Annotated in this window: 18 protein-coding genes; 15 read left to right on the top strand and 3 right to left on the bottom strand. The window is 43.6% G+C overall.

What is annotated here, in order from left to right:
* Nucleotides 1–278: 278 nt before the first annotated feature.
* From BK575_RS13750 to BK575_RS13690, 13 genes are all read left to right on the top strand, one after another.
* Nucleotides 279–980, top strand: coding sequence for a FadR/GntR family transcriptional regulator (locus BK575_RS13750; RefSeq protein ID WP_078410878.1), 702 nt, complete (start codon nt 279–281; stop codon nt 978–980).
* Nucleotides 981–1127: 147 nt separating this feature from the next.
* The gene (locus BK575_RS13745; RefSeq protein WP_078414786.1) at nt 1128–2393 is read left to right on the top strand and encodes an FAD-binding oxidoreductase; all 1266 of its coding nucleotides are present in this window, start codon (nt 1128–1130) and stop codon (nt 2391–2393) included.
* Between the two features lie 2 nt (nt 2394–2395).
* Nucleotides 2396–3754, top strand: coding sequence for a (Fe-S)-binding protein (locus BK575_RS13740; protein WP_078410877.1), 1359 nt, complete (start codon nt 2396–2398; stop codon nt 3752–3754).
* On the top strand, nt 3754–5220 hold the full coding sequence (locus BK575_RS13735; RefSeq protein WP_078410876.1) for an FAD-binding oxidoreductase: 1467 nt from the start codon (nt 3754–3756) through the stop codon (nt 5218–5220). The genes BK575_RS13740 and BK575_RS13735 overlap by 1 nt, the downstream gene beginning before the upstream one ends.
* A gap of 191 nt (nt 5221–5411) precedes the next feature.
* Nucleotides 5412–7592: a malate synthase G gene (locus BK575_RS13730; RefSeq protein WP_078410875.1), complete on the top strand. Its 2181-nt coding sequence runs from the start codon at nt 5412–5414 to the stop codon at nt 7590–7592.
* Nucleotides 7593–7767: 175 nt separating this feature from the next.
* A complete protein-coding gene (locus BK575_RS13725; protein WP_078410874.1) occupies nt 7768–8550 on the top strand; it encodes a fumarylacetoacetate hydrolase family protein in 783 nt (260 codons plus the stop codon).
* Nucleotides 8551–8621: 71 nt separating this feature from the next.
* Nucleotides 8622–9407 (top strand): IclR family transcriptional regulator, encoded by a 786-nt coding sequence (locus BK575_RS13720; protein WP_078410873.1) that lies wholly within the window; start codon nt 8622–8624, stop codon nt 9405–9407.
* A gap of 332 nt (nt 9408–9739) precedes the next feature.
* Nucleotides 9740–11530: an L-lactate permease gene (locus BK575_RS13715; protein ID WP_078410872.1), complete on the top strand. Its 1791-nt coding sequence runs from the start codon at nt 9740–9742 to the stop codon at nt 11528–11530.
* Nucleotides 11531–11919: 389 nt separating this feature from the next.
* Nucleotides 11920–13629, top strand: coding sequence for an urease subunit alpha (gene ureC / locus BK575_RS13710; RefSeq protein ID WP_078410871.1), 1710 nt, complete (start codon nt 11920–11922; stop codon nt 13627–13629).
* An 11-nt stretch (nt 13630–13640) separates the two neighbouring features.
* Nucleotides 13641–14087, top strand: coding sequence for an urease accessory protein UreE (gene ureE / locus BK575_RS13705; protein WP_078410870.1), 447 nt, complete (start codon nt 13641–13643; stop codon nt 14085–14087).
* Nucleotides 14080–14766, top strand: a complete 687-nt coding sequence (locus BK575_RS13700; protein ID WP_204524866.1) for an urease accessory protein UreF — start codon at nt 14080–14082, stop codon at nt 14764–14766. The genes ureE and BK575_RS13700 overlap by 8 nt, the downstream gene beginning before the upstream one ends.
* 206 nt (nt 14767–14972) lie before the next feature.
* Entirely contained in the window at nt 14973–15590 is a 618-nt protein-coding gene (gene ureG, locus BK575_RS13695) for an urease accessory protein UreG (protein WP_078414784.1), read from the top strand.
* Entirely contained in the window at nt 15548–16402 is an 855-nt protein-coding gene (locus tag BK575_RS13690) for an urease accessory protein UreD (RefSeq protein ID WP_139368036.1), read from the top strand. Before ureG ends, BK575_RS13690 begins: the two co-directional genes overlap by 43 nt.
* Before the next feature lie 533 nt (nt 16403–16935).
* Here BK575_RS13690 and BK575_RS13685 read toward each other — a convergent pair.
* A complete protein-coding gene (locus tag BK575_RS13685) occupies nt 16936–17118 on the bottom strand; it encodes an H-type small acid-soluble spore protein (RefSeq protein WP_078410868.1) in 183 nt (60 codons plus the stop codon).
* Between the two features lie 311 nt (nt 17119–17429).
* Nucleotides 17430–18074, bottom strand: a complete 645-nt coding sequence (locus BK575_RS13680) for an urease accessory protein UreH domain-containing protein (protein WP_078410867.1) — start codon at nt 18072–18074, stop codon at nt 17430–17432.
* A 374-nt stretch (nt 18075–18448) separates the two neighbouring features.
* Between BK575_RS13680 and BK575_RS13675 the strand changes: the two genes are divergently transcribed.
* Together BK575_RS13675 and BK575_RS13670 are read left to right on the top strand one after the other, a co-directional pair.
* Nucleotides 18449–18898 carry a hypothetical protein gene (locus BK575_RS13675; protein ID WP_078410866.1) on the top strand — a complete coding sequence of 150 codons (450 nt, stop codon included), beginning with the start codon at nt 18449–18451 and terminating at the stop codon, nt 18896–18898.
* Nucleotides 18899–19115: 217 nt separating this feature from the next.
* Nucleotides 19116–20297, top strand: coding sequence for a CapA family protein (locus tag BK575_RS13670; protein ID WP_139368035.1), 1182 nt, complete (start codon nt 19116–19118; stop codon nt 20295–20297).
* Nucleotides 20298–20370: 73 nt separating this feature from the next.
* Here the strand turns inward: BK575_RS13670 and BK575_RS13665 are convergent, their stop codons facing one another.
* Nucleotides 20371–20646, bottom strand: coding sequence for a hypothetical protein (locus BK575_RS13665; protein ID WP_078410865.1), 276 nt, complete (start codon nt 20644–20646; stop codon nt 20371–20373).
* Nucleotides 20647–20981 lie beyond the last annotated feature (335 nt).

Raw genomic sequence — 20981 nt, 5'->3', positions numbered from 1 at the left:
TCATGAAATTCTATTACATGGCATCTTATTCAGGGCATTTGAAGATGTGAATAATTCATTCTTATCCGTTATTGCCTGGAGAAGACCGATTAAACAAAATGTGGAATGAGTGAGAGGGCTGGTGCCTTTTGTGGGAGAAAAAGAAATATATTGACAAGAAATAATTAAATTTATAATTTTCTAAAAATTAATTGAAAAAAATTACCAAAAATGTTTTAATAATGGTAAACATATAACATATCAGATATGTGATGTCTGAAAAGGAAAGTGGTGAAGGTGTGAATGTAGAGAAAATATCGCCGAAGAAGGTATCCGATTCCGTTGCCGAGCAAATCGAAAAGCTGATTGAAACCGAAATGTTCAAAGCGGGTGAAAAGCTTCCTTCCGTTCGGGAGCTTTGTGAGTTATTTGATGTTGGGCGCTCTGCCGTCCGTGATGCTATCACGACATTAAAGGGAAAAGGGATGGTAAAGGTCAAGCAGGGAGAAGGGACCTTCGTTTGTGAATTTGATTCTACGAAATGGTTTCCACATCATCTATTGCTTCCAAACTCAAAAGATATTAGTGAACTGTTTCAAGTAAGGAAAATATTAGAGACGGGTATCGTCGAGATGGCGGCTTTAAATCGATCAGATGAGGATTTGCTGCTTATAAAAGAAAACGTTTCTAGTCAATCTGTTGACGGATGGGAAGCAGATTATCAATTTCATATGGCCATTGTAAAAGCGGGCGGCAACCAAATCATGATTCAGTTGATGCAGTTTATTTCGACCGCGACGAAAAAAGCGATGATGAATTTTCATCAATACATTCAACAAAATGAAAACACAGTAAAAACGATTATCAAACAGCACAACCAAATCTATGAATCCATCAAAACAGGAAATCCCCAAAAAGCAAATCAGGCGATGATCGAACACTTAAACTATGTAGAAGAAATGTTGCAGGTTAGTATTTTGGGGCAATCATCAAGGGCGTAAGGTAAAAGTGGTATCAAGAGATTGATAAATGCCTATTTTTTGCAAAATTCCAGAAACGATGTTTGCTATTACGAAACGTTCGGAGGGATTTGTTTGGCCATAGCAGAGCTGTTAATAGAGTTAAAGGCTGTTTTACCTGAAGCAGACATGAAAGAGGAAGAGAGTCATCCGCTTGGAGACGGCGGCCGAGTCATCGTATATCCAACAACAGAAGAAGAAATCGCCGCTATCTTAACTTATGCAAACGGAAATGGGAAACGAATATCAATTGAAGGCGGCGGCACGAAGCGAGGATTTGGCGGCATGACGGAACAGGCCGATATTTTACTATCGCTGTCAAACTATAAAGGGATTGTGGAACATACGGTCGGGGACATGACTTTAACGGTGAAAGCGGGTACTCCGTTTCGCGAATTGCAGGAGTATTTAGCCTCCCATAACCAAAAGCTCTCTCTCGATCCTTCCTGGCCGGAAGAGACGACAATCGGCGGGGTCATTGCGGCGAATGAAAGCGGGCCAAAACGCCTTGGGTATGGGTCTGCCCGTGACGTGGTCATCGGGTTGAGAATGGTGTACCCGGACGGCACCATTATTCGGGCTGGCGGGAAAGTCGTTAAAAATGTGGCTGGCTATGATATGAACAAGCTGTTTATCGGTTCCATGGGAACTCTCGGGGTCATATCGGAAATAACGGTGAAGCTTCGTCCGCTGCCAAAATATGAAAGTCTCGTTCTCTTATCCTTCCCTGAAGGAAACACAGAGGAGGTTCGATCATTTGCCGTCACCTTGTTAGACTCGGCAATGGAGCCGGTTTCGCTGGAGCTTCTGAGTCCCTCGCTCGTTGAAAGACTCATAGGTCAAAAGAGTGCCGCATTGGCGATCAGTTTTGAGGATGTCGAAAGTTCTGTCCATTATCAAGAGGAATTGGTGAAAAGAATCCAGCCTGCCAATACAACGATGACCATCCTTTCGAGGCAAGAAGCGCAAGTCTTTTGGAATGAGTTTTATAAAATCTCTCCGAATGGTACGGCAAGTAAAATCAGTCAAGAAACGGAGGCATCTTTAAAAATCGGTGTTGTGAATTTGGACGTTCTTCATGTCATGAAAGAAATCGAGCTCTTACAAGATACCCATAATATAGCGGCACAAGCGCATGGAGGATTAGGGCATGGATTATGCCAGGTCCATTTAAAAGGAGCGAGTGATGATATCCTATCGGCTATCGTTCAAATAAGGGCTTTTGTTACACGACTCGGCGGCTACGTCATTGTGAAACATTTGCCTCTGGCGCTCCGTCAAAAAATCAATGTGTGGGGTGAAACTCCATCGTCTCTCTTCCTATTGAAAGGGATTAAAGAAAAGGTGGACCCGAACAATGTGTTGAATCATAAACGATTCGTGGGAGGGATCTGATCGTGATTGTAAGAGAAAGCGATTTGAAGCAAGATCCGGCATGTACAGCGACTAGCTTGAGCAATTATCTTTGGAGTGATGCGCCCGATGAAACAAAATGGGCCGATTGCGTTCATTGCGGCATGTGCCTGGAATCATGTCCGACGTATGAACTGACAGGACAGGAGCAGCATTCTCCCCGCGGGCGGGTCTATCTCATTAAATCGGTGGCGGAAGGCAAGCTTCACGTGAACGAGCAGTTTATGGATCCGGTCTTTACGTGTCTCGACTGCCGTGCATGTACGACGGCATGTCCAGCCGATGTCGATGTGGGCGGGTTAATTGAAGAGGCGCGCGGCCAAGTTCGCCAGGCGATGCCGTTAACAGGATGGAAAGGAATGGTCAGTAAATTCTTCCTGCAAGGATTGTTTCCACATCAAGAGCGGCTGAATTCCGTCGGAAGTTTATTGAAAATGTATCAAAAGAGCGGTATGCAAAAGGTAGTTCGGAAATCGGGATTGATTAATATCATGCCGCAGCACTTAGTGGAGATGGAAGCGATCATGCCGGAAGTGAAAGAGCCGGTACGGAAAAAATATCAACACGAAACCATCATTAAAGCAAAGGAAGAAACGAAGCATGAAGTGGCATTTTTAACGGGCTGTGTCATGGATGTCATGTTCAGTGATATTAATCAAGCGACGATTAATGTGTTGACGCGTAACGGAAACGATGTTGTCATCCCCAATAATCAAACGTGCTGCGGGGCCTTGCATGTTCATGCCGGTGACCGTGAAACGGGAAGGAAGCTTGCCAAGCAAAACATCGAAGCGTTCCAAGATGCGGAAAAAATAATTGTGAACGCGGCCGGATGCGGTTGTATGCTGAAGGAATATGCGGAATTGTTCCGGGAAGAACCGGAATGGCATGAGAAGGCGAAACAGTTTTCCGCTAAGGTAGAGGACATTTCAAAATATCTTCATGATACCGGCTATGAAAAGCCGAAAGCCGAAATGAATACGAGAATTACGTACCATGATGCTTGTCACTTGGCGCATGGTCAAGGTGTGCGCCAGGAGCCGCGTGACATTCTGCTTGATATTCCAGGCGTGGAGATGGTCCATATGCCGAATTCGGATCGTTGCTGCGGAAGCGCGGGCATATATAATATCACGAACCCGGAAATGGCGGGAGCGGTACTTGAAAGCAAAATGGAGAATGTTCCTGAAGATGTGGAAATGATTTCAATGGGGAATCCCGGCTGCATGCTTCAAATGGCAATGGGCGTTCAAAAGTACGGCCGAAATCAAAAAATCGTCCATACGATTCAGCTGCTCGACTGGGCATATCAAAAAGAGGATCGCTTAAAGGAGGAAGAGTAATGGTGATAAAAGGGCTCAAAACGAACGATCCGCATATTCAAAATTTGGCGAGGCTTGTGAGCGGCCCCCGTTCCATTCTGTACCATAAGGAAGATTTGGTGGCGTATGACTGTGACGGCTTTACGATTCATCAACACTTGCCGAAAGCGGTCGTGTTCCCGAAAGATACGGAAGAAGTAGCGAAGCTTGTCAAATACTGTTCAGATAATGAATTGCCGTTCCTTGCCCGCGGAGCGGGAACGGGTTTAAGCGGCGGCGCGATTCCGTTAAATGGTGAGGTTATCATCAGTTTAGTTCGAATGAAACGTCTATTAAGCGTAGACCTGGAGAATCGTCGGGCTGTAGTCGAACCCGGATTTGTGAACTTGAAGCTGACGAACTCTATTTCCGATAAAGGGTATTATTATGCCCCCGATCCTTCAAGCCAGTATTGCTGTACAATTGGGGGGAATGTCGCCGAAAATGCAGGAGGAGCGCATTGTCTGAAATATGGGGTCACGACCAATCATATTCTTGGTCTTGAAGTGGTCTTGCCGAATGGAGAAATTATGGAAATAGGGAAAAACGGGATTCCGGATGCGCCCGGTTACGATTTGCTCGGTCTGTTGACAGGGTCGGAGGGCACATTGGCTATTGTTACGAAAATAACGGTCCGCATTTTAAAAAATCCGGAAGCGAAACAGACGGTGCTCGCTTATTTCGATAAGGTATCAGATGGAAGTCAGGCCGTGTCAGATATCATTTCGGCAGGCATTGTTCCGGCTGCCCTTGAAATGATGGATAAAACTGCGATTGAAGGGGTGGAGGCAGCGGCTTTTCCAGTGGGGCATCCACAGGATATCGAAGCGGTCCTGCTGATTGAGGTAGATGGAATTGCCGCTGGAATCGATGAGCAAATCGAACAAATTCTCGACGTTTGCCAAAATAGAAATGTCCGTGAAGTGAAAGTCGCTCGGGATGAACAAGAAAGGGGAAGATGGTGGGCGAACCGCAAAACGGGATTTGGCGCAATGGGGGCCATCTCGCCCGATTATTTAGTGCAAGACGGCGTCATTCCAAGAAGTAAACTCCCGGAAGTGTTGGAGCGAATTAACCAAATTAGTGAAGAGTCCGGCTTGCGAATTGCGAACATTTTCCATGCCGGAGACGGCAATCTTCACCCGCTTGTTTTGTTTGATGCGAGAAAACCGGGTGAAACGGAAAAAGCGCTGGAAGCGGGAAGCGCCTGTCTTCAAGCGTGTGCGGATGTAGGCGGCTCGATTACCGGCGAGCACGGGGTTGGCATCGAAAAAAGAGAAGAAATGCGCTTCGTGTTCAATGATGAAGAAATTATTGCCCAGACGGATATTCGTGAAGTATTTAACCCCAAAAATTTATTGAATGCAGGGAAACTATTCCCCACTCCAGGGCGTTGTGTAGAAATTAAAAAAGAAAGGAAAGAAACAGCAGCGCCACTAGTAAAATGAAGCGGTAAATTTACAAATATTTTGAAATTTATTGAAATTCATTACTTACCATGATATCATTTTTTTAGATCAATTATGAAACATCGTTGCGCAATAACAAACAACTGTACGTAAGAAAGTGCTGCACCATCTGTTCTTTGTTTTGAAAGCGCTGTTTTGAAAGAATGTTCATTTTAAGGAGGAATTACAAAATGAAAGATTATGTAAAAACAGGTAACCTTCAAGTAGCTTCAGAACTTTATGAATTCATCAATTCAGAAGCGATCCCCGGCAGTGGAGTAAACCAAGAAAAGTTCTGGTCTGATTTCGAAACGCTCATACAAGACCTTGTGCCGCAAAATAAGGCGTTATTGGCCAAACGGGATGAATTTCAAAACAGAATCAATGAATGGCACAGAGAACATAATGAAAACTTCGACTTTGAAACATACAAGGCATTTTTACAGGAGATTGGCTATTTAGAGCCGGAAGTAGAAGATTTCCAGATTACGACTGACGGGGTGGACGATGAAATCGCGGTTCAGGCCGGACCGCAGTTGGTCGTTCCCGTCAACAATGCCCGCTATGCCATCAATGCGGCCAACGCCCGATGGGGAAGCCTTTATGATGCCCTTTACGGAACGGACGCCATCAGTGAAGAAGATGGAGCGGAACGCCTTGGTGCATATAACCCGGTTCGCGGCGAAAAAGTGATCTCCTTTGCGAAGGACTTTTTGGATCAAGCGGCTCCATTAACGGAATCCTCCCACCAAAACGCCGTTCAGTATACGATTATTGACGGGAAATTATCGGTATCCCTCAGCAACGGTAAAACGGCTGGATTGAAAGAGGAGTCAAAGCTGGCGGGTTATCAGGGAGAAGCTGAAAATCCATCAGCGGTCCTGTTAAAAAATAACGGGTTGCATTTTGAAATCCAGATTGACCGTACTCATCCAATTGGCAAAACAGATGATGCCGGCGTAAAAGACATTCTCATGGAAGCCGCCCTCACAACAATCATGGATTGCGAGGATTCCGTCGCCGCCGTCGATGCTGAAGATAAAGTGCTCGTGTATCGCAACTGGCTCGGTTTAATGAAAGGAGATTTATCCGCTGCTTTTACAAAAGGTAATAAATCCATGACACGGACGCTTAACCCTGACCGCGTGTATACGTCTCCAACGGGTGAGGAGTTGGTGTTGTCAGGAAGGTCGCTTATGTTTGTCCGCAATGTGGGGCATCTGATGACAAATAGTGCGGTATTGGATCAAAACGGACAGGAAGTTCCTGAAGGGATTTTGGATAGTGTAATTACGAGTTTAATAGCCAAGCACACTCTGTTAGGAAACGGTTCTTATCAAAATACATCCAAAGGGTCAATTTACATTGTAAAGCCGAAAATGCACGGCTCAGAAGAAGTTGCTTTTGCCAATCAGCTCTTCGATCGAGTAGAAGACATGCTCGGCCTCAGACGAAATACTCTTAAAATCGGGGTGATGGACGAGGAGCGCCGCACGACATTGAATTTAAAAGCTTGCATTCGCCAGGTGAAAGATCGGGTCGTCTTCATCAATACGGGATTCCTTGACCGAACAGGCGACGAAATGCATACATCAATGGAAGCCGGACCGATGATTCGAAAAAATGATATCAAATCCTCCAAATGGCTTCAAGGCTATGAACAATCGAACGTAAGATCAGGTCTTTCCGCCGGCTTTCAGGGCCGTGCCCAAATCGGAAAAGGGATGTGGGCGATGCCGGACATGATGGCAGAAATGCTGAAGCAAAAAGTCGGTCAGCTAAAAACAGGTGCCAATACGGCGTGGGTGCCTTCGCCGACTGCCGCTGTATTACACGCTCTTCATTATCATCAAATTGATGTAACAAAGGTACAAAATGAAATGATGAAAGACTCAAAAGATTTCCAAGATGATATTTTAGAATTCCCAGTGGCTCAAAATCCACAATGGGGTCCGGAAGAAATTCAGCAAGAGTTAGATAACAACGCCCAAGGTATATTAGGCTATGTTGTCCGCTGGGTTGAGCAGGGAGTGGGCTGCTCGAAAGTGCCGGATATTAACAATGTCGGACTAATGGAAGACCGAGCTACACTGCGCATCTCGAGCCAGCATATGGCGAATTGGCTTCACCACGGAATTTGTACGAAAGAACAAGTATTAGAGACGTTACAGCGCATGGCGAAAGTCGTCGATGAGCAAAACGCGGGAGATCCACAATATCGCCCGATGTCAAAAAACTATGAGGACTCCATTGCCTTCCAAGCGGCATGCGATCTCGTTTTTAAAGGTTATGAGCAGCCAAACGGCTATACGGAGCCGATTTTACATCGCCGCCGCATTGAAGCGAAAGCGAAGTTCGCAGTCAAACAGTAACTATTATCGATGTAGAAAGTTCGGCATGGCCAAAGACGGCCATGCCGAACTTTCTACACCTAAGCGGATGGCACCCCCCTTTCGGGGTTGGCGCCATCCGCTTAGGTGAACCTTTGAGGGTAAAATCAGGATGTCTTTATAGAATTAGAAAAAGGTGGATCAGGAGGGTGCTAAGGTGAAGTTTACTAGGTTTAAAGTGAATGCTGAAACGTATACAGGTGTAATAACAGGCAGTGAAATCAGAGAAATTAAGGGAAATATATTTGAGGAGTGGGAGTATACAGGCAAAATGTTTTCCGAAAGTGAAGTGACATTTCTTCCTCCATTGGAACCGAACCAAATCATTGGGATTGGTGCAAACTATGTATCAAAGGTGGAGGAATTGCCTGAGGAAATGCCGGAAATTCCAGTCTTTTTCTTCAAGCCGACGTCATCGGTTATCGGGCACGGAGAAACCATTGTCATTCCAAATGGCATTGAACAAGTGAAATTCGAGTCTGAATTGGCCGTTGTCATTGGGAAAGAAGCGAAAAATGTTCCAGAATCAGAAGTGCTTGATTACGTTTTCGGCTATACGATTGGAAATGACGTGACAGCCCCTCAATTTTTTCATCAAGATGGTCACTGGACGATTGGAAAGTCATTTGACACCTTTACGCCGTTAGGCCCTGTGATCGAAACGGAGCTCGATCCTTTCAACGTGAAGGTAGAGGCAAGCCTTAATGGGATCGAAAAACAAAACAGCGCGACAGAATTAATGATTATTTCGATTCAAAAAATGATTTCCTATTTAACGAATGTGATGACATTGAAACCTGGTGATGTCATTCTGACAGGAAGTCCTGTTGGAGCGGAATTGGTTGATGAGGGAGATGTCATTGAATGCAGGATTGAAGAAATAGGTGTGCTTCGGAATACGTTTGCAGCGGCAAGGACACATGCTGCCGTGCTGCAATGATGAAATCGGATACCCGGGAACATATATACTAGAATGAAAACGATGACGTTTTGCACCAGAGGTGAGGGATTTTGGAAAGAGAGAATATGGTAAAGTCCGTAAGCCGGGCATTGGATATTATTACGCTGGTCAGTTCAAAAAGGGATGGATTAGGTGTTACGGAGATTGCTAACCAAATGGATATTAATAAAAGCTCCGTTTATCGCATCTTGTCAACAATGGCCCAGTACGGCTATATCGAGCAGGATCGGGAAACGGGCCGGTACAAGCTTGGGTATAAATTTTTAGAAGTCAGTTCCAAGCTGCTGGAGTCCATCGATTTACGGACAGAGGCGAAACCATATTTGCAGGAACTGGAAAACGAAACAAATGAAGTGATTCACCTTGTTGTCTATGATCAAGGTGAAGTAGTCTATATCGAAAAATTAGAAGGAAACGAAACGCTTCGAATGCATTCTAAAGTCGGAAAAAGGGCGCCCATGCATTGTACATCGGTTGGAAAAGCCATTCTTGCCCATTTACCGTCCAGTGTGGTTCTGGACATTCTAGAGCGAAAAGGAATGCCGATGCATACAGATAAAACCATTACGAATAAAGATAATTTTCTTGCAGAATTAATTCAAGTGAAACAAAAGGGATACGCACTTGACTTAGAAGAAAACGAATACGGGATAATATGTATTGCCGTCCCGATTTTTGATCATCAAGGAAAAGTTGCGGCCGCAGTCAGCATTTCAGGTCCAACGATTCGAATGAAGGATGAGCGCCTCGACCACCTTCAATCCCGGATGAAATATATCGGCGGGCAAATTTCGGCAAGGCTTGGATACACGAAAAGCAGAACGAGCCGAAGTTAGAGGGCAAAGAGGAACGAAGGCTAAACACGAAATGTCCTGTTGTAGCGTCTTCATTTGCCCATCTGTGTATTTCAAGAAGAACAGCATGATGGAAATTTGCTCGATGTCTTTGGAAAAGATATATCGGGCAATTTTTTTTGCGACAACAAATTGACTGATTATTTTAAATTTTTTGGAAGAATATTGAAATATAGGGAATAAAATGTATAATAGGATGTAGGTCGAGCTCTTGTTATATAACAATTTTAGAATAGTTATATAACAATATTCCTTTATTCGCAACAAAACCTAAACGTTGTTTGGTATTACAAAACAAAAGGGGGAAATGTCTTATGAGTACTGGAATGTTAGCTTTCTTATCTCTTCTTCCGATTATCGCTGTTGGAATCTTTCTGGTCGGTCTCAGGTGGCCCGCAAGTAAAGCGATGCCCATTTCGTATGTAGTAGCGGTCATCCTTGCGTTATTTGTATGGAAGGTGCCTGGAGCGAACGTTGCCGCCGCGTCAGTCAATGGCCTTGTTGTAGCGGGGACACTGTTATACATCATTTTTGGAGCCATCTTGCTGTTAAATACACTGCAAGAAAGCGGCGGGATTAAAACGATACGCCAGGGGTTCACGGATATTTCAGCGGACCGTCGCATTCAAGTCATTATTATCGCCTGGTTATTCGGATCATTCATTGAAGGGGCTTCAGGGTTTGGGACACCAGCAGCGGTAGCTGTACCCTTGCTCGTTGGATTAGGCTTCCCGGCAATGGCAGCGGTAATTGCTGGCATGGTTATTCAAAGTACACCCGTTTCTTTTGGTGCGGTTGGAACACCAATGCTTGTGGGAGTGCAAACCGGGTTATCAGCTGACCCGAGCATTACGAATGATTTTCTGTCATTGGTTACGTTAATCGGGGGGAAAGTGGCCATTCTGCATATGATTTCAGGAACTCTCATTCCTCTTTTTGTTGTAGCATTAATGACGAGATTTTTCGGTAAAAATAAATCATTCTCCGAAGGAATTAAGGTCTGGAAATTTGCTTTGTTCGCAGCATTTGCCATGACGATTCCATATGTCATCGTTGCGAATGTGCTCGGCCCTGAATTTCCATCCATGATCGGAGGATTAATTGGTTTAGCTATCGTTGTGAGCGCGGCTAAAAAAGGTTTCCTTATGCCGTCTAAAGAAGAAGTGTGGGATTTTGAAGAAAAATCAAAATGGGACCCGGAGTGGAGCGGTAACCTGGAAATCAAAGAGATTTCTCATAAGAATGGAAACATGAGCATGGTTCGTGCTTGGACACCTTATATTTTAGTCGGATTATTTCTTGTGCTAACAAGATTAAGTGTGCTTCCGATAAGTGGGTGGATGAAAGCGTGGACTGTATCCATTCCCAATATTTTCGGATCGGAAATTAGTGCGAGCTTCCAGCCGTTGTACCTGCCAGGCACGATCTTTATTTTAGTATCGCTTATTACATTCTTTATTCACGGAATGAATGGAAGCGCATACAAACGTGCGTGGGCCCAATCCGGAAAAACGACAGTGGCGGCATCAACGGCCCTTATTTTTACTGTTCCGATGGTGCAAGTATTCGCCAACACGGGCGGAGGAGCGGCAGGATTTGATAAAATGCCGATTGAATTAGCGAACGGGGCTGCAGCGTTAGCTGGTGAATATTGGCCGCTATTTTCAACATTCATCGGAGGACTCGGTGCCTTTATCGCAGGAAGTAACACGGTCAGCAATATGATGTTCTCCTTATTCCAGTACGATGTTGGCTCTCAAATTGGGGTGGACCCTACATGGATCGTTGCTCTTCAGGCCGTAGGCGGAGCAGCGGGAAACATGATTTGTGTGCATAACGTTGTAGCGGCTTCAGCAGTCGTGGGGCTGGTGGGGAAAGAAGGAACGGTCATCCGGAAAACCTTGTTCCCATTCGTATACTATGCTCTATTGGCAGGATCAATCGGATACTCCATTGTATGGCATTCGCAAAAAGGGTTCTTTAATCTTGGTTCACTGATTACAGCAGTCATTGCATTTGCGGCCATTTACGTGATTGCCACAAATCGTAAGCGGGCAAATTTAATTGTTAACTATTCATCAATGGATAAGAAATCCGCGAAATGAGTTTTGTTCAAATCCGAAATATAAACGTTAACAAATAACTGCTTTATGGATTTATAAGTATCAAACCAAAAAGACGAATGCTGGTGAGAACTTTCCGGTGTTTGTCTTTTTTTGTGCCTTATTAAAAAATGGGTAATAACTAAACCTTTATGGAGATTAAATAGTAAAAAAATCCTTTTTCCACATTGAAATTTACAGAAAATTGTTTATAATCTATATTATGTTATATTTTATAACATTTTATGTTAGTTATTATAACTTTGTTGGTTAGTCATCTTGCTAGAAAAGGATAAAAGTGAATGGATTGTAAAATTTTAGAAGACATAATGAAAGTGTGTTCGTAAGTTATTTAAAGAAGAAAAATAGTTTAGTAGATAAGGAGGGATGAAATGGGTTTTCATATGTCCCGAAAACAGTATGCGGATATGTTTGGTCCGACCACGGGGGATGCGGTCCGCTTAGCAGATACGGAGCTTTTCATTGAAATTGAAAAAGACTTTACGGTTTATGGCGACGAAGTGAAGTTTGGGGGAGGAAAGGTCATTCGTGACGGGATGGGTCAGCATCCCCTTGCGACAAGGGATGAATCAATGGATCTCATTTTAACAAATGCCATCATTGTTGACCATGCCGGTATTTATAAAGCTGACATCGGAGTGAAGGATGGACTTATTGCAGCCATTGGAAAAGCGGGAAATCAGCTGTTGATGGATGGTGTAAACATGGTGATCGGTGCCGCCACTGAAATTATCGCGGCAGAAGGAATGATCGTGACAGCGGGAGGAATCGATGCCCATATTCATTTCATTTGTCCACAGCAAATCGAAACAGCCCTTTCATCTGGAGTAACAACAATGATTGGCGGAGGCACCGGGCCTGCAACAGGTACGAATGCCACTACATGCACGCCGGGAGAATGGAACATTCATCGTATGTTGGAGGCGGCTGAACAGTTTCCGATGAACCTCGGATTTTTAGGCAAAGGAAATGCATCCGCAAAAGAACCGCTCATTGAGCAAATTGAAGCTGGGGCAATCGGCTTAAAGCTGCATGAAGATTGGGGTACGACCGCTGCAGCGATCGATACGAGTCTGACTGTGGCGGATGAATATGATATACAAATTGCGATACATACAGACACATTAAATGAAGGCGGTTTTGTGGAAGATACCATCAATGCGATTAATGGCCGTGTTATCCATACGTATCATACAGAAGGCGCCGGAGGAGGTCACGCGCCGGATATTATTAAGGCCGCAAGCTTTCCGAACATATTGCCATCATCGACGAATCCAACCCGTCCGTATACCGTGAATACGCTCGAGGAACATCTTGATATGTTAATGGTGTGCCATCACTTGGACCCGTCTGTGCCTGAAGACATCGCGTTCGCCGATTCACGTATTCGCAAAGAAACGATTGCCGCAGAAGATATTTTGCATGACCTTGGCGTGTTCAGCATGATTAGTTCCGATTCGCAAGCGATGGGACGCATTGGGGAAGTGATATCAAGAACATGGCAAACGGCAGACAAAATGAAAAAGCAGCGAGGAAAGCTCGGTGAAGACAAAGGAGTCGGCGATAACTTCCGCGTGAAGCGGTACATCGCCAAATACACGATCAACCCGGCCCTTACTCATGGGATTTCTGAATATGTCGGATCGATTGAAACAGGAAAATTGGCAGACTTAGTCGTGTGGGATCCGGCATTTTTCGGAGTGAAGCCGGACCTGGTCTTAAAAGGCGGTATGATTGCCCACAGCCTAATGGGAGATCCGAATGCTTCCATTCCTACGCCTCAGCCGGTATTATATCGACCGATGTTCGGAAGCTTTGGAAAAGCCGTTTTGAAAACGTCGATGACCTTTTTATCGAAAGCGGCATTTGAAAAAGGGGTCCACGAAAAACTTGGTTTGAAGAAAACGGTGAAGCCGGTGTCCAATATCCGAAATTTAAAGAAGCAGGATATGATATTGAACGGAGAAACCCCTGTTATTGAGGTTGATCCTCAGACATATGAAGTAAAAGTCGATGGCGAATTGATTACGTGTGAACCGGCAGAAGTACTGCCGATGGCACAACGATATTTTTTATTTTGAGGTGAAAAAGAATGATTATTGAAAACATACTTGGAAATATCGCGACAATCGAAAAAAAAGCGCCTCACGTTGAGCGTGTCTATGTGGAAAGCGATGCGTTAGTGAAACGCATCCAACGGGTCGTGACAGACCATGGAAAGGAAATCGGCATCCGTTTGAAAGAAAACAAAGACTTGGTGGATGGCGATATTTTATACATGGATGAGCGCAATATGATCGTCATTCAAGTGTTGGCAGATGACATTTTAACCATTTGTCCAACCTCGATTCAGCAAATGGGAGAAATCGCCCATCAATTGGGAAATCGTCACCTGCCGGCTCAGTTTGAGGGGGATGAAATGCTTGTGCAATATGATTATTTAGTAGAGGACTTATTGAAACAGCTCGAGATTCCGTACAGAAGGGAGGAGCGGAAGGTCAAGCAGGCGTTCCGCCATATCGGTCACAGTCATGATTGATTCACTGCTGCCTTTGCTGCAGCTTTGCGATTCCAACTTTCCATCCGGTGCTTTTTCTCATTCGTTTGGGATGGAGACATACATTCAAGAAGGTGTTGTAACAGATGCCGCATCCTTCCGAATGACCGTTGAGACATATATGAAGGAGCAGCTTGTGTATACAGATGGACTTGGCTGCAAGCTGGCATACGAATATTTAGGGGAGGGACGGTTAGACTGTATTTGGGAGTTGGATGAGGAGCTGTTTGCGCTAAGTTTAGCCCGTGAGACAAGAGAAGGAACGAAGCGAATCGGAGAGCAAATGACGAAGTTGTGCACCGTTTTATATGCTTTTCCTGTATTGGAAGCGTATCAGCAAAGAATTCGCGAAAAAACATGCTTCGGGCACCCCGCTGTTGTTTTCGCTCTTGTGTGCCATGAATTGAACATTAGTCTTGAAGGAGCAATAAGTGCTTGCTTGTATGCTGCCGTATCTTCGCTCATTCAAAACGCCGTTCGGGGCGTCCCGCTCGGGCAAACAGATGGACAGAAACTCCTTTTGCATAGTCAAACGATTTTAAAAGAGTTAGTTCCATTGATTAACATGTTAAGTCCAGAGGATTTAGGAAGGTCATTGCCAGGGTTGGAAATCGCCCAAATGCGCCATGAACAATTACATGTACGGTTATTTATGAGTTAGCAAGAAGAGCGGAGCGAGCTCGTTCACACCCATAGGGCATTGGAGCTTCTGACAGAGAAGCTACTTTTTGGCTTCGACGGAAGGGGCGAAATGACCGTAGGGTGTAGCTCGTGCAGCTGGACCATGAATGAAAAATATGATGAATACGTTTTGATATCTTACAAAAGGGGGGAAGCTTTCGCTCTATGTGAGACGAAAGCGTGAAGATGAAAGAACCAGTACGTATCGGTGTCGGCGGACCCGTGGGAGCAGGAAAAACGATGCTTGTGGAAAAGCTGACGAGAGCGATGCATAACGAGTTCAGTATGGCAGTCGTGACGAACGATATTTATACGAAAGAAGATGCTTTATTTCTCATGAAAAACGGGATTTTACCGGAAGATCGCATCATCGGGGTCGAAACGGGCGGCTGCCCGCACACAGCCATCAGGGAAGATGCTTCCATGAATTTTGCGGCGATTGACGAATTAAAAGAACGGCATCCAGACCTGGATATCATCTTCGTAGAAAGCGGGGGAGATAACTTGGCAGCGACATTCAGTCCGGAGCTTGTCGATTTTTCCATTTATATTATTGATGTGGCCCAAGGGGAAAAAATCCCTCGAAAAGGCGGCCAAGGGATGATTAAGTCCGATTTGTTTATCATCAACAAAATTGATCTCGCTCCATATGTAGGAGCAAGCCTTGATGTGATGGAACAGGATACAATTGCCACGAGAGGGCAAAAATCGTTCTTTTTTACGAATTTAAAAGATGAAACGGGACTGCAAGAAGTGGTGGATTGGATCAAATCGGAAGCGCTGCTCGCCGGGCTGGAAGCATGACACTGACAGGATCGTTATCGATTGGGGCGAAAGTCAAGCACGGGCGCACGATCTTACATGATTGTTATTATGACGGTGCGCTGAAACTATCTCGCCCTGTTTACTTAGAAGACGATCATCCGACCTTTTATTTGATGCATGTTGGGGGAGGATATGTCAGCGGGGATCTATATAACCAGTTGATTGTTCTCGAAGAAGGGGCAAATCTATCCCTTACCACACAATCGGCCACAAAAGTATATAAAACAACGGGGGAACCTGCGAGGCAAGAAACAGAGATTGTGCTGAAAGAAGGCAGCTTTTTATCCCTTATTCAAGATCCGCTTATTTTATATAAACATGCCCGATATGCCCAAATGACAACGGTTCACCTGGAAAAGAATGCTTCTTTTTTAATGACGGACATTTTAACGCCGGGGTGGGCCGAGAACGGTCAGTTTTTTACATATGATGATATTCGTACGAAATTAAAAGTCTATCGAAATCGCCATCTCGTGTTGTCCGATCATCTATATTTAAAGCCGAAAAAACAAATGGAAGCCGTCATGATGATGGGAGAATACACTCATTTCGGTTCTCTTTTGTTTCTTCATGAACAAGCCGATGCGAATGTAATCAAACAGCTGCAGAATATAGGGGAGAAGTATAAGGAAAAAGCACGGATCGGCTTTTCCATCCCGCCGGTTAAAGGGATTGTTATAAGGGTGCTTGCTTACCGGACACAAGTCATTGAAGCTCTTTTTTCCGAGTGTGAGGCTATGATTCGTAAACAGGTTTTGAATCAGCCAGCCATTCACTATCGAAAGTATTGAGGATATCGTTTCATACAAAGACGCTGGCTTGAGCGTTTTGTTATATAAGAACGCCCGCTTTTCGCTTTTATTGGATATTGAACTACCCACCACTTAATTTTCTAACGAAAATTTGAAGTGGGGGATTCCTGCGAACACCAGTGTATCCACCAGTTACGGAGCAGGCTCTGCCCGTAGTCCCTACGGTGAACGCTTTTTAGCATCTTGTACGTTGAACTCACCGCACGTTCTACTCTGCTTGGTTTTCGCTACTTCGATACGTGCGGGGCGACTGAACGTTGAAGATTTTACGTGACAGACGTTTTCCTGTCACAACCTTATATCTTCAGTTTTCAAAGAACAACCTGTACAGGAATAGTATACCATAGGAACAAATGTTCCGCTACGCAAAAAGGCAATTCATCTCCCACTTATTTTTGGGCTGCGCCCTGCACAAAATGGAAGTGGGAGTCTTCTCTCCTAAAATGATAAAGGAGAAAGGCGTGCGTTCAGCCAATATGAAGTGGGTATCATCTAGCCGAAAAGGGGAGATGTTAAACAGACTCATGCAAGCTGCTTAACGGAACCGTCTTTTCGATGTCTGGATGTTTTTTTTCATAAATGCGCGCTGTCCCATTTTCTTCATCTACATGTTGAATCATAACGGGATGTCCTAAATACGTTACATTCACCACATCCGCTGATTCAAGAATTTCCTTTGCACGTCCTGCATTCATGGATACAAACCTCCTTTGTTATGTCGTTAGTTTGTGACGGATAACGTAATTTATTCCGAGCGGTTTCTATGTCAGAAGTTTGAATTATAGGATGTACAAGTGCAGCGTTGCTCTCTTATGCTGCGTTCCTTATATTGTCCAGCTGCGGTTCCTGGCTCAGCATGGGAAAAGCTGCTTGCCCTCATAAGGCAAAAAGCGTATACGAGGTCAATCCCTATTTCTTTAAGTTGACAGGATGTGAGTCAGACCGACGTTGCCGCAGGACGCAGTGGTCTTAGTCGGCCTTGTTTAAACAGTGGCCTCCACTTTTCTCAACGAAACCAAATGGAGAATAATCCTTCGTTCACACCCAGGTTATACATATAATACAAGCCGAACAGCATGCTTACGAAACCGGTAAAACGTGTCAAGGAGCGGTTGAGGGTCAGTTTGTTTTTCGTCCGGACAAATGGGATGCCTAAGATGGTTGTAAAGGCGAGCATTCCAATGCATGTACCTATTCCGAATATGGCAATATAAACAGCACCTTGCCATGTATGCTCAACTGTACTCATCGTCAACAATACCATCGCCGCGCTTCCTGCAAGACCATGGATAAATCCGATTGCCATCGATTTTATGTAAGAGTGATGTGCATGTTGGTGTTGATCGGCAGAATGCTTCAAGGCAAAAAAGGTAGACAGGCCAAGATAAACGAGCATGATGCCGACCAAAAATTCAAGAGACATAGCCCATGAAGCGGGAATTTCATTTTTTAAGATGATCAAGACCATCCCGACAATAAACAAAGTCATTGTGTGTCCAATGCCCCAAAAAACTCCCGCTAATGAAGCGCGTGAAAGTTTTTGGCTTTGACTGGCGATGGTCGATACGGCAATGATATGATCTGGTTCGATCGCGTGTTTGATTCCAAGTACAAGTCCCAGTACTAATACTGATAGTAAACTAAATTCCATCATTTTCACATCCTTTAGTTGTTTAATTCGTTAATATTATAAAGCATAAAAATAGAAATGGAAATAGAATAAATAGAAAATTTAATCTTTTATGGGGAAAGAAGGCACTAGAATTATAGATTAAGAGAAGTATTTGTTCCTTTATAACTAGGGAAGGTTTGCTGGCAGTGATCATCTTATATTCCGATTCCATAATGAAAAGGGCCAAACGGTTTCCATCATATTCCTTGTGCTGTATAAAAAAGCGCCATACTTGTCAAAATAAGAAAAAAATAAAGGATGACCAGTATGAACAGACAGCACACAAACTTATTAGCATCAGAAAAATTTCGCGAAAATAAAAGACAATATATTGTGAAAAGGAATCCCGATTCGTGACAAAATTAGAGGCGTTGTTATGGAGCATTGCCCTCCCGGGGTTCGGACAGCTGCTTCAAAAACAATACATTAAGGGAATTTTGCTTGTTGTGCTGGAGTTTTTGATCAATGTCCAATCCAATTTTAATGAGGCTATTCGTTTTAGCTTCATGGGAGACATTCATCAATCCATTTCGGTTATCAATTTTCAATGGCTCATGTTTTATCCGTGTCTTTATTTTTTTGCGATGTGGGATGCATTTAAGGCAGTCGGTCCTGTGTCCCGTTATTCTTTTTTGCCATTTGTATTTTCTGCTTATTTTGTAACGGTTGGATTAATGTATTCTACTAAATGGACCCTTGGCGGCATTTTGCTCGGGCCGATTTGGCTTCCTATGCTATTTGTTATCCCGGGTGCTGTCGTCGGTGTTCTGCTTAAAGCCATTCTTTCTAGAAAGACGGTTTAATGAATAGGGTCTTGTGAGGAGTTAAAAGAAATCTGATAAGAAAGGCTGCCATTTGTTTTTGGCTGCTTTTTTTATTTACAAGCTAAATTTTATTTTTTTCCTCCATTTTTCTTTTCTTACTGATGGAATTGTTTGAAATGCGATACCATATTTTTGAAGTTGTGATATAATCTTATATTGTAATTAAGTGGAGTTGTATATAATAAAGGGGAAAAAAATGAATAGAATTAAAAACCGGAAACGGAAGAGGAAACGGCAGGAAAAGCAGTTTTGGCGTTTACTAGGTGCTCTTTTAAGTTTGTTAGTTGCTTTAATTGCCATAAATGTATATTACCTCGGGCCGAGCGAGCAAAAAGCCGTTTCAAAGCCTGTAGCAGAAAACGTTCTCATTGAAAGTGACCTTCCCGAAAAAGAAAATTATCTTGACCCCAAATGGATTATGGAAGAAGAGGATCTTCATGAGCCGATTACGCTGGCGTTTGCTGGAGACGTATTGCTTGATTCAGGGGTCGGAAAAGATATTGAAGTTCACGGTGTTTCCTATCCGTTTAAACATGTGGCTTCGCTTTTAGCTCAAGCCGACCTTGCAGCAGTCAATCTAGAAACTCCTGTATCAAAAAGAGGGACTCCTTTTCAAAAACAGTTTGCCTTTCGCTCTCGCCCAGAAACGCTTCAAGGGATAGTGGATGCTGGCATAGATGTCGTATCGCTTGCCAATAATCATACGCTTGATTATGGGGAAGAAGCATTATTAGATACAATCGATCATTTAAAGGCATACCGCATCGGATATACAGGAGCCGGCAAAAATGAAGAAGAGGCCTTTACCGCCCATTATAAGATCATTAAAGGGAAAAAGGTCGCCATTCTCGGTTTAAGCAGGGTGCTGCCCAATGTATCATGGTTTGCCAAAAAGGACCGTGCAGGCATTGCGAATGCTTATCACGAAGAACCGATGATGGAGTATGTGAAAAAAGCAGTCCAATCATCTGACTATACGGTTGTTATGATTCATTGGAATAAAGAGCTGGCGGATTACCCCGAGGAATACGCCAAAGCGATGGCCCGGCAATTCATCGATGCAGGAGTTACGGCGGTGATCGGTTCACACAGCCACTCGCTTATGGGGATTGAGTATTATAAAGGATCTCCGATTTATTACAGTCTCGGCAATTTTGTCTTTACAAACTCTTCGGTTCCTAAAGGCAGAGAGACGGTGATTGCACACATTACACTTGATAATGGAGCCGTTTCAAGTAGTCTTACACCTTTAAAAATTGCTGCCCATCAGCCTGTTCCGATGGATCAAGCATATAATGAACAATTAATCCAAAAGTTGAACAACCTATCCTATAATGTCCAAATCGATAAAAAAGGAAATGTTAGTTTAAAAGAATAATAGAGTCGGCTTTTCAAAAAGGTGTAATCAAGTGATGATTGCATCTTTTTTTTGGAAAAACGGAAGACTATACTTAGTGCATTTCAGTGAAAAGATCTAAAAAGACAGAAATAATGATCGTCATTAAACTTGAAAAATTCACTACGGTACTCCAAAAACTTAACTGGCTTCCGTCCATGTCCTTGAGCCAAAAGGCGCCTGCCAAAATTCCGAAAAAAGATAGAAAAAATACAAGCAGACAAGGCAGATATTTGAGGAAAGGACGTTTTTTATAGATTTTTGCTAGTAGAGCAGTAAGAAAAAATAGAGTGCTGATGGCAATAGTGGACACCCAGCCAATTTCATTCAACTACAATCACCTCATATGTGTTGTGTTTATATCGGAATGAGTAATCATATCAAATTCCATAGATGTTTTCGTCTATGGATATGAATCATAATATGTTTTCTTGTGTAGTTTACCATACATATGTAAATTTAAGGTAAATATGATGAAGATAATAATAAGAACACATTAAGATTATGTGTAAATAAGAGGACGTGGGTAAAAATACCCATACCTTTTATTTTCCCCTCATTGAGGGAAGTAAGACCCCCGCCGATGGAAGTCTCCTTTAAAGATTAGAAAATATGAGAAAGAGGCAGGACGATGGGATGGTTTCTGCATTGTATGGTTCACATAGT

It is taken from the genome of Priestia abyssalis, assembly GCF_002019595.1.
Taxonomy (GTDB): Bacteria; Bacillota; Bacilli; order Bacillales; family Bacillaceae_H; genus Bacillus_BA; species Bacillus_BA abyssalis.
This window is presented reverse-complemented; position numbering and strand designations above follow the sequence as displayed.

Excerpts from the sequence above, each read along its gene's own strand:
- BK575_RS13745 (WP_078414786.1), top strand. The coding sequence starts at position 1,128 with ATGAAAGAGGAAGAGAGTCATCCGCTTGGAGACGGCGGCCGAGTCATC.
- BK575_RS13735 (WP_078410876.1), top strand. The coding sequence starts at position 3,754 with ATGGTGATAAAAGGGCTCAAAACGAACGATCCGCATATTCAAAATTTG.
- BK575_RS13730 (WP_078410875.1), top strand. The coding sequence starts at position 5,412 with ATGAAAGATTATGTAAAAACAGGTAACCTTCAAGTAGCTTCAGAACTT.
- BK575_RS13715 (WP_078410872.1), top strand. The coding sequence starts at position 9,740 with ATGAGTACTGGAATGTTAGCTTTCTTATCTCTTCTTCCGATTATCGCT.
- ureC (WP_078410871.1), top strand. The coding sequence starts at position 11,920 with ATGGGTTTTCATATGTCCCGAAAACAGTATGCGGATATGTTTGGTCCG.
- ureE (WP_078410870.1), top strand. The coding sequence starts at position 13,641 with ATGATTATTGAAAACATACTTGGAAATATCGCGACAATCGAAAAAAAA.
- BK575_RS13700 (WP_204524866.1), top strand. The coding sequence starts at position 14,080 with ATGATTGATTCACTGCTGCCTTTGCTGCAGCTTTGCGATTCCAACTTT.
- ureG (WP_078414784.1), top strand. The coding sequence starts at position 14,973 with ATGAAAGAACCAGTACGTATCGGTGTCGGCGGACCCGTGGGAGCAGGA.
- BK575_RS13685 (WP_078410868.1), bottom strand. The coding sequence starts at position 17,118 with ATGAATGCAGGACGTGCAAAGGAAATTCTTGAATCAGCGGATGTGGTG.
- BK575_RS13680 (WP_078410867.1), bottom strand. The coding sequence starts at position 18,074 with ATGGAATTTAGTTTACTATCAGTATTAGTACTGGGACTTGTACTTGGA.
- BK575_RS13670 (WP_139368035.1), top strand. The coding sequence starts at position 19,116 with ATGAATAGAATTAAAAACCGGAAACGGAAGAGGAAACGGCAGGAAAAG.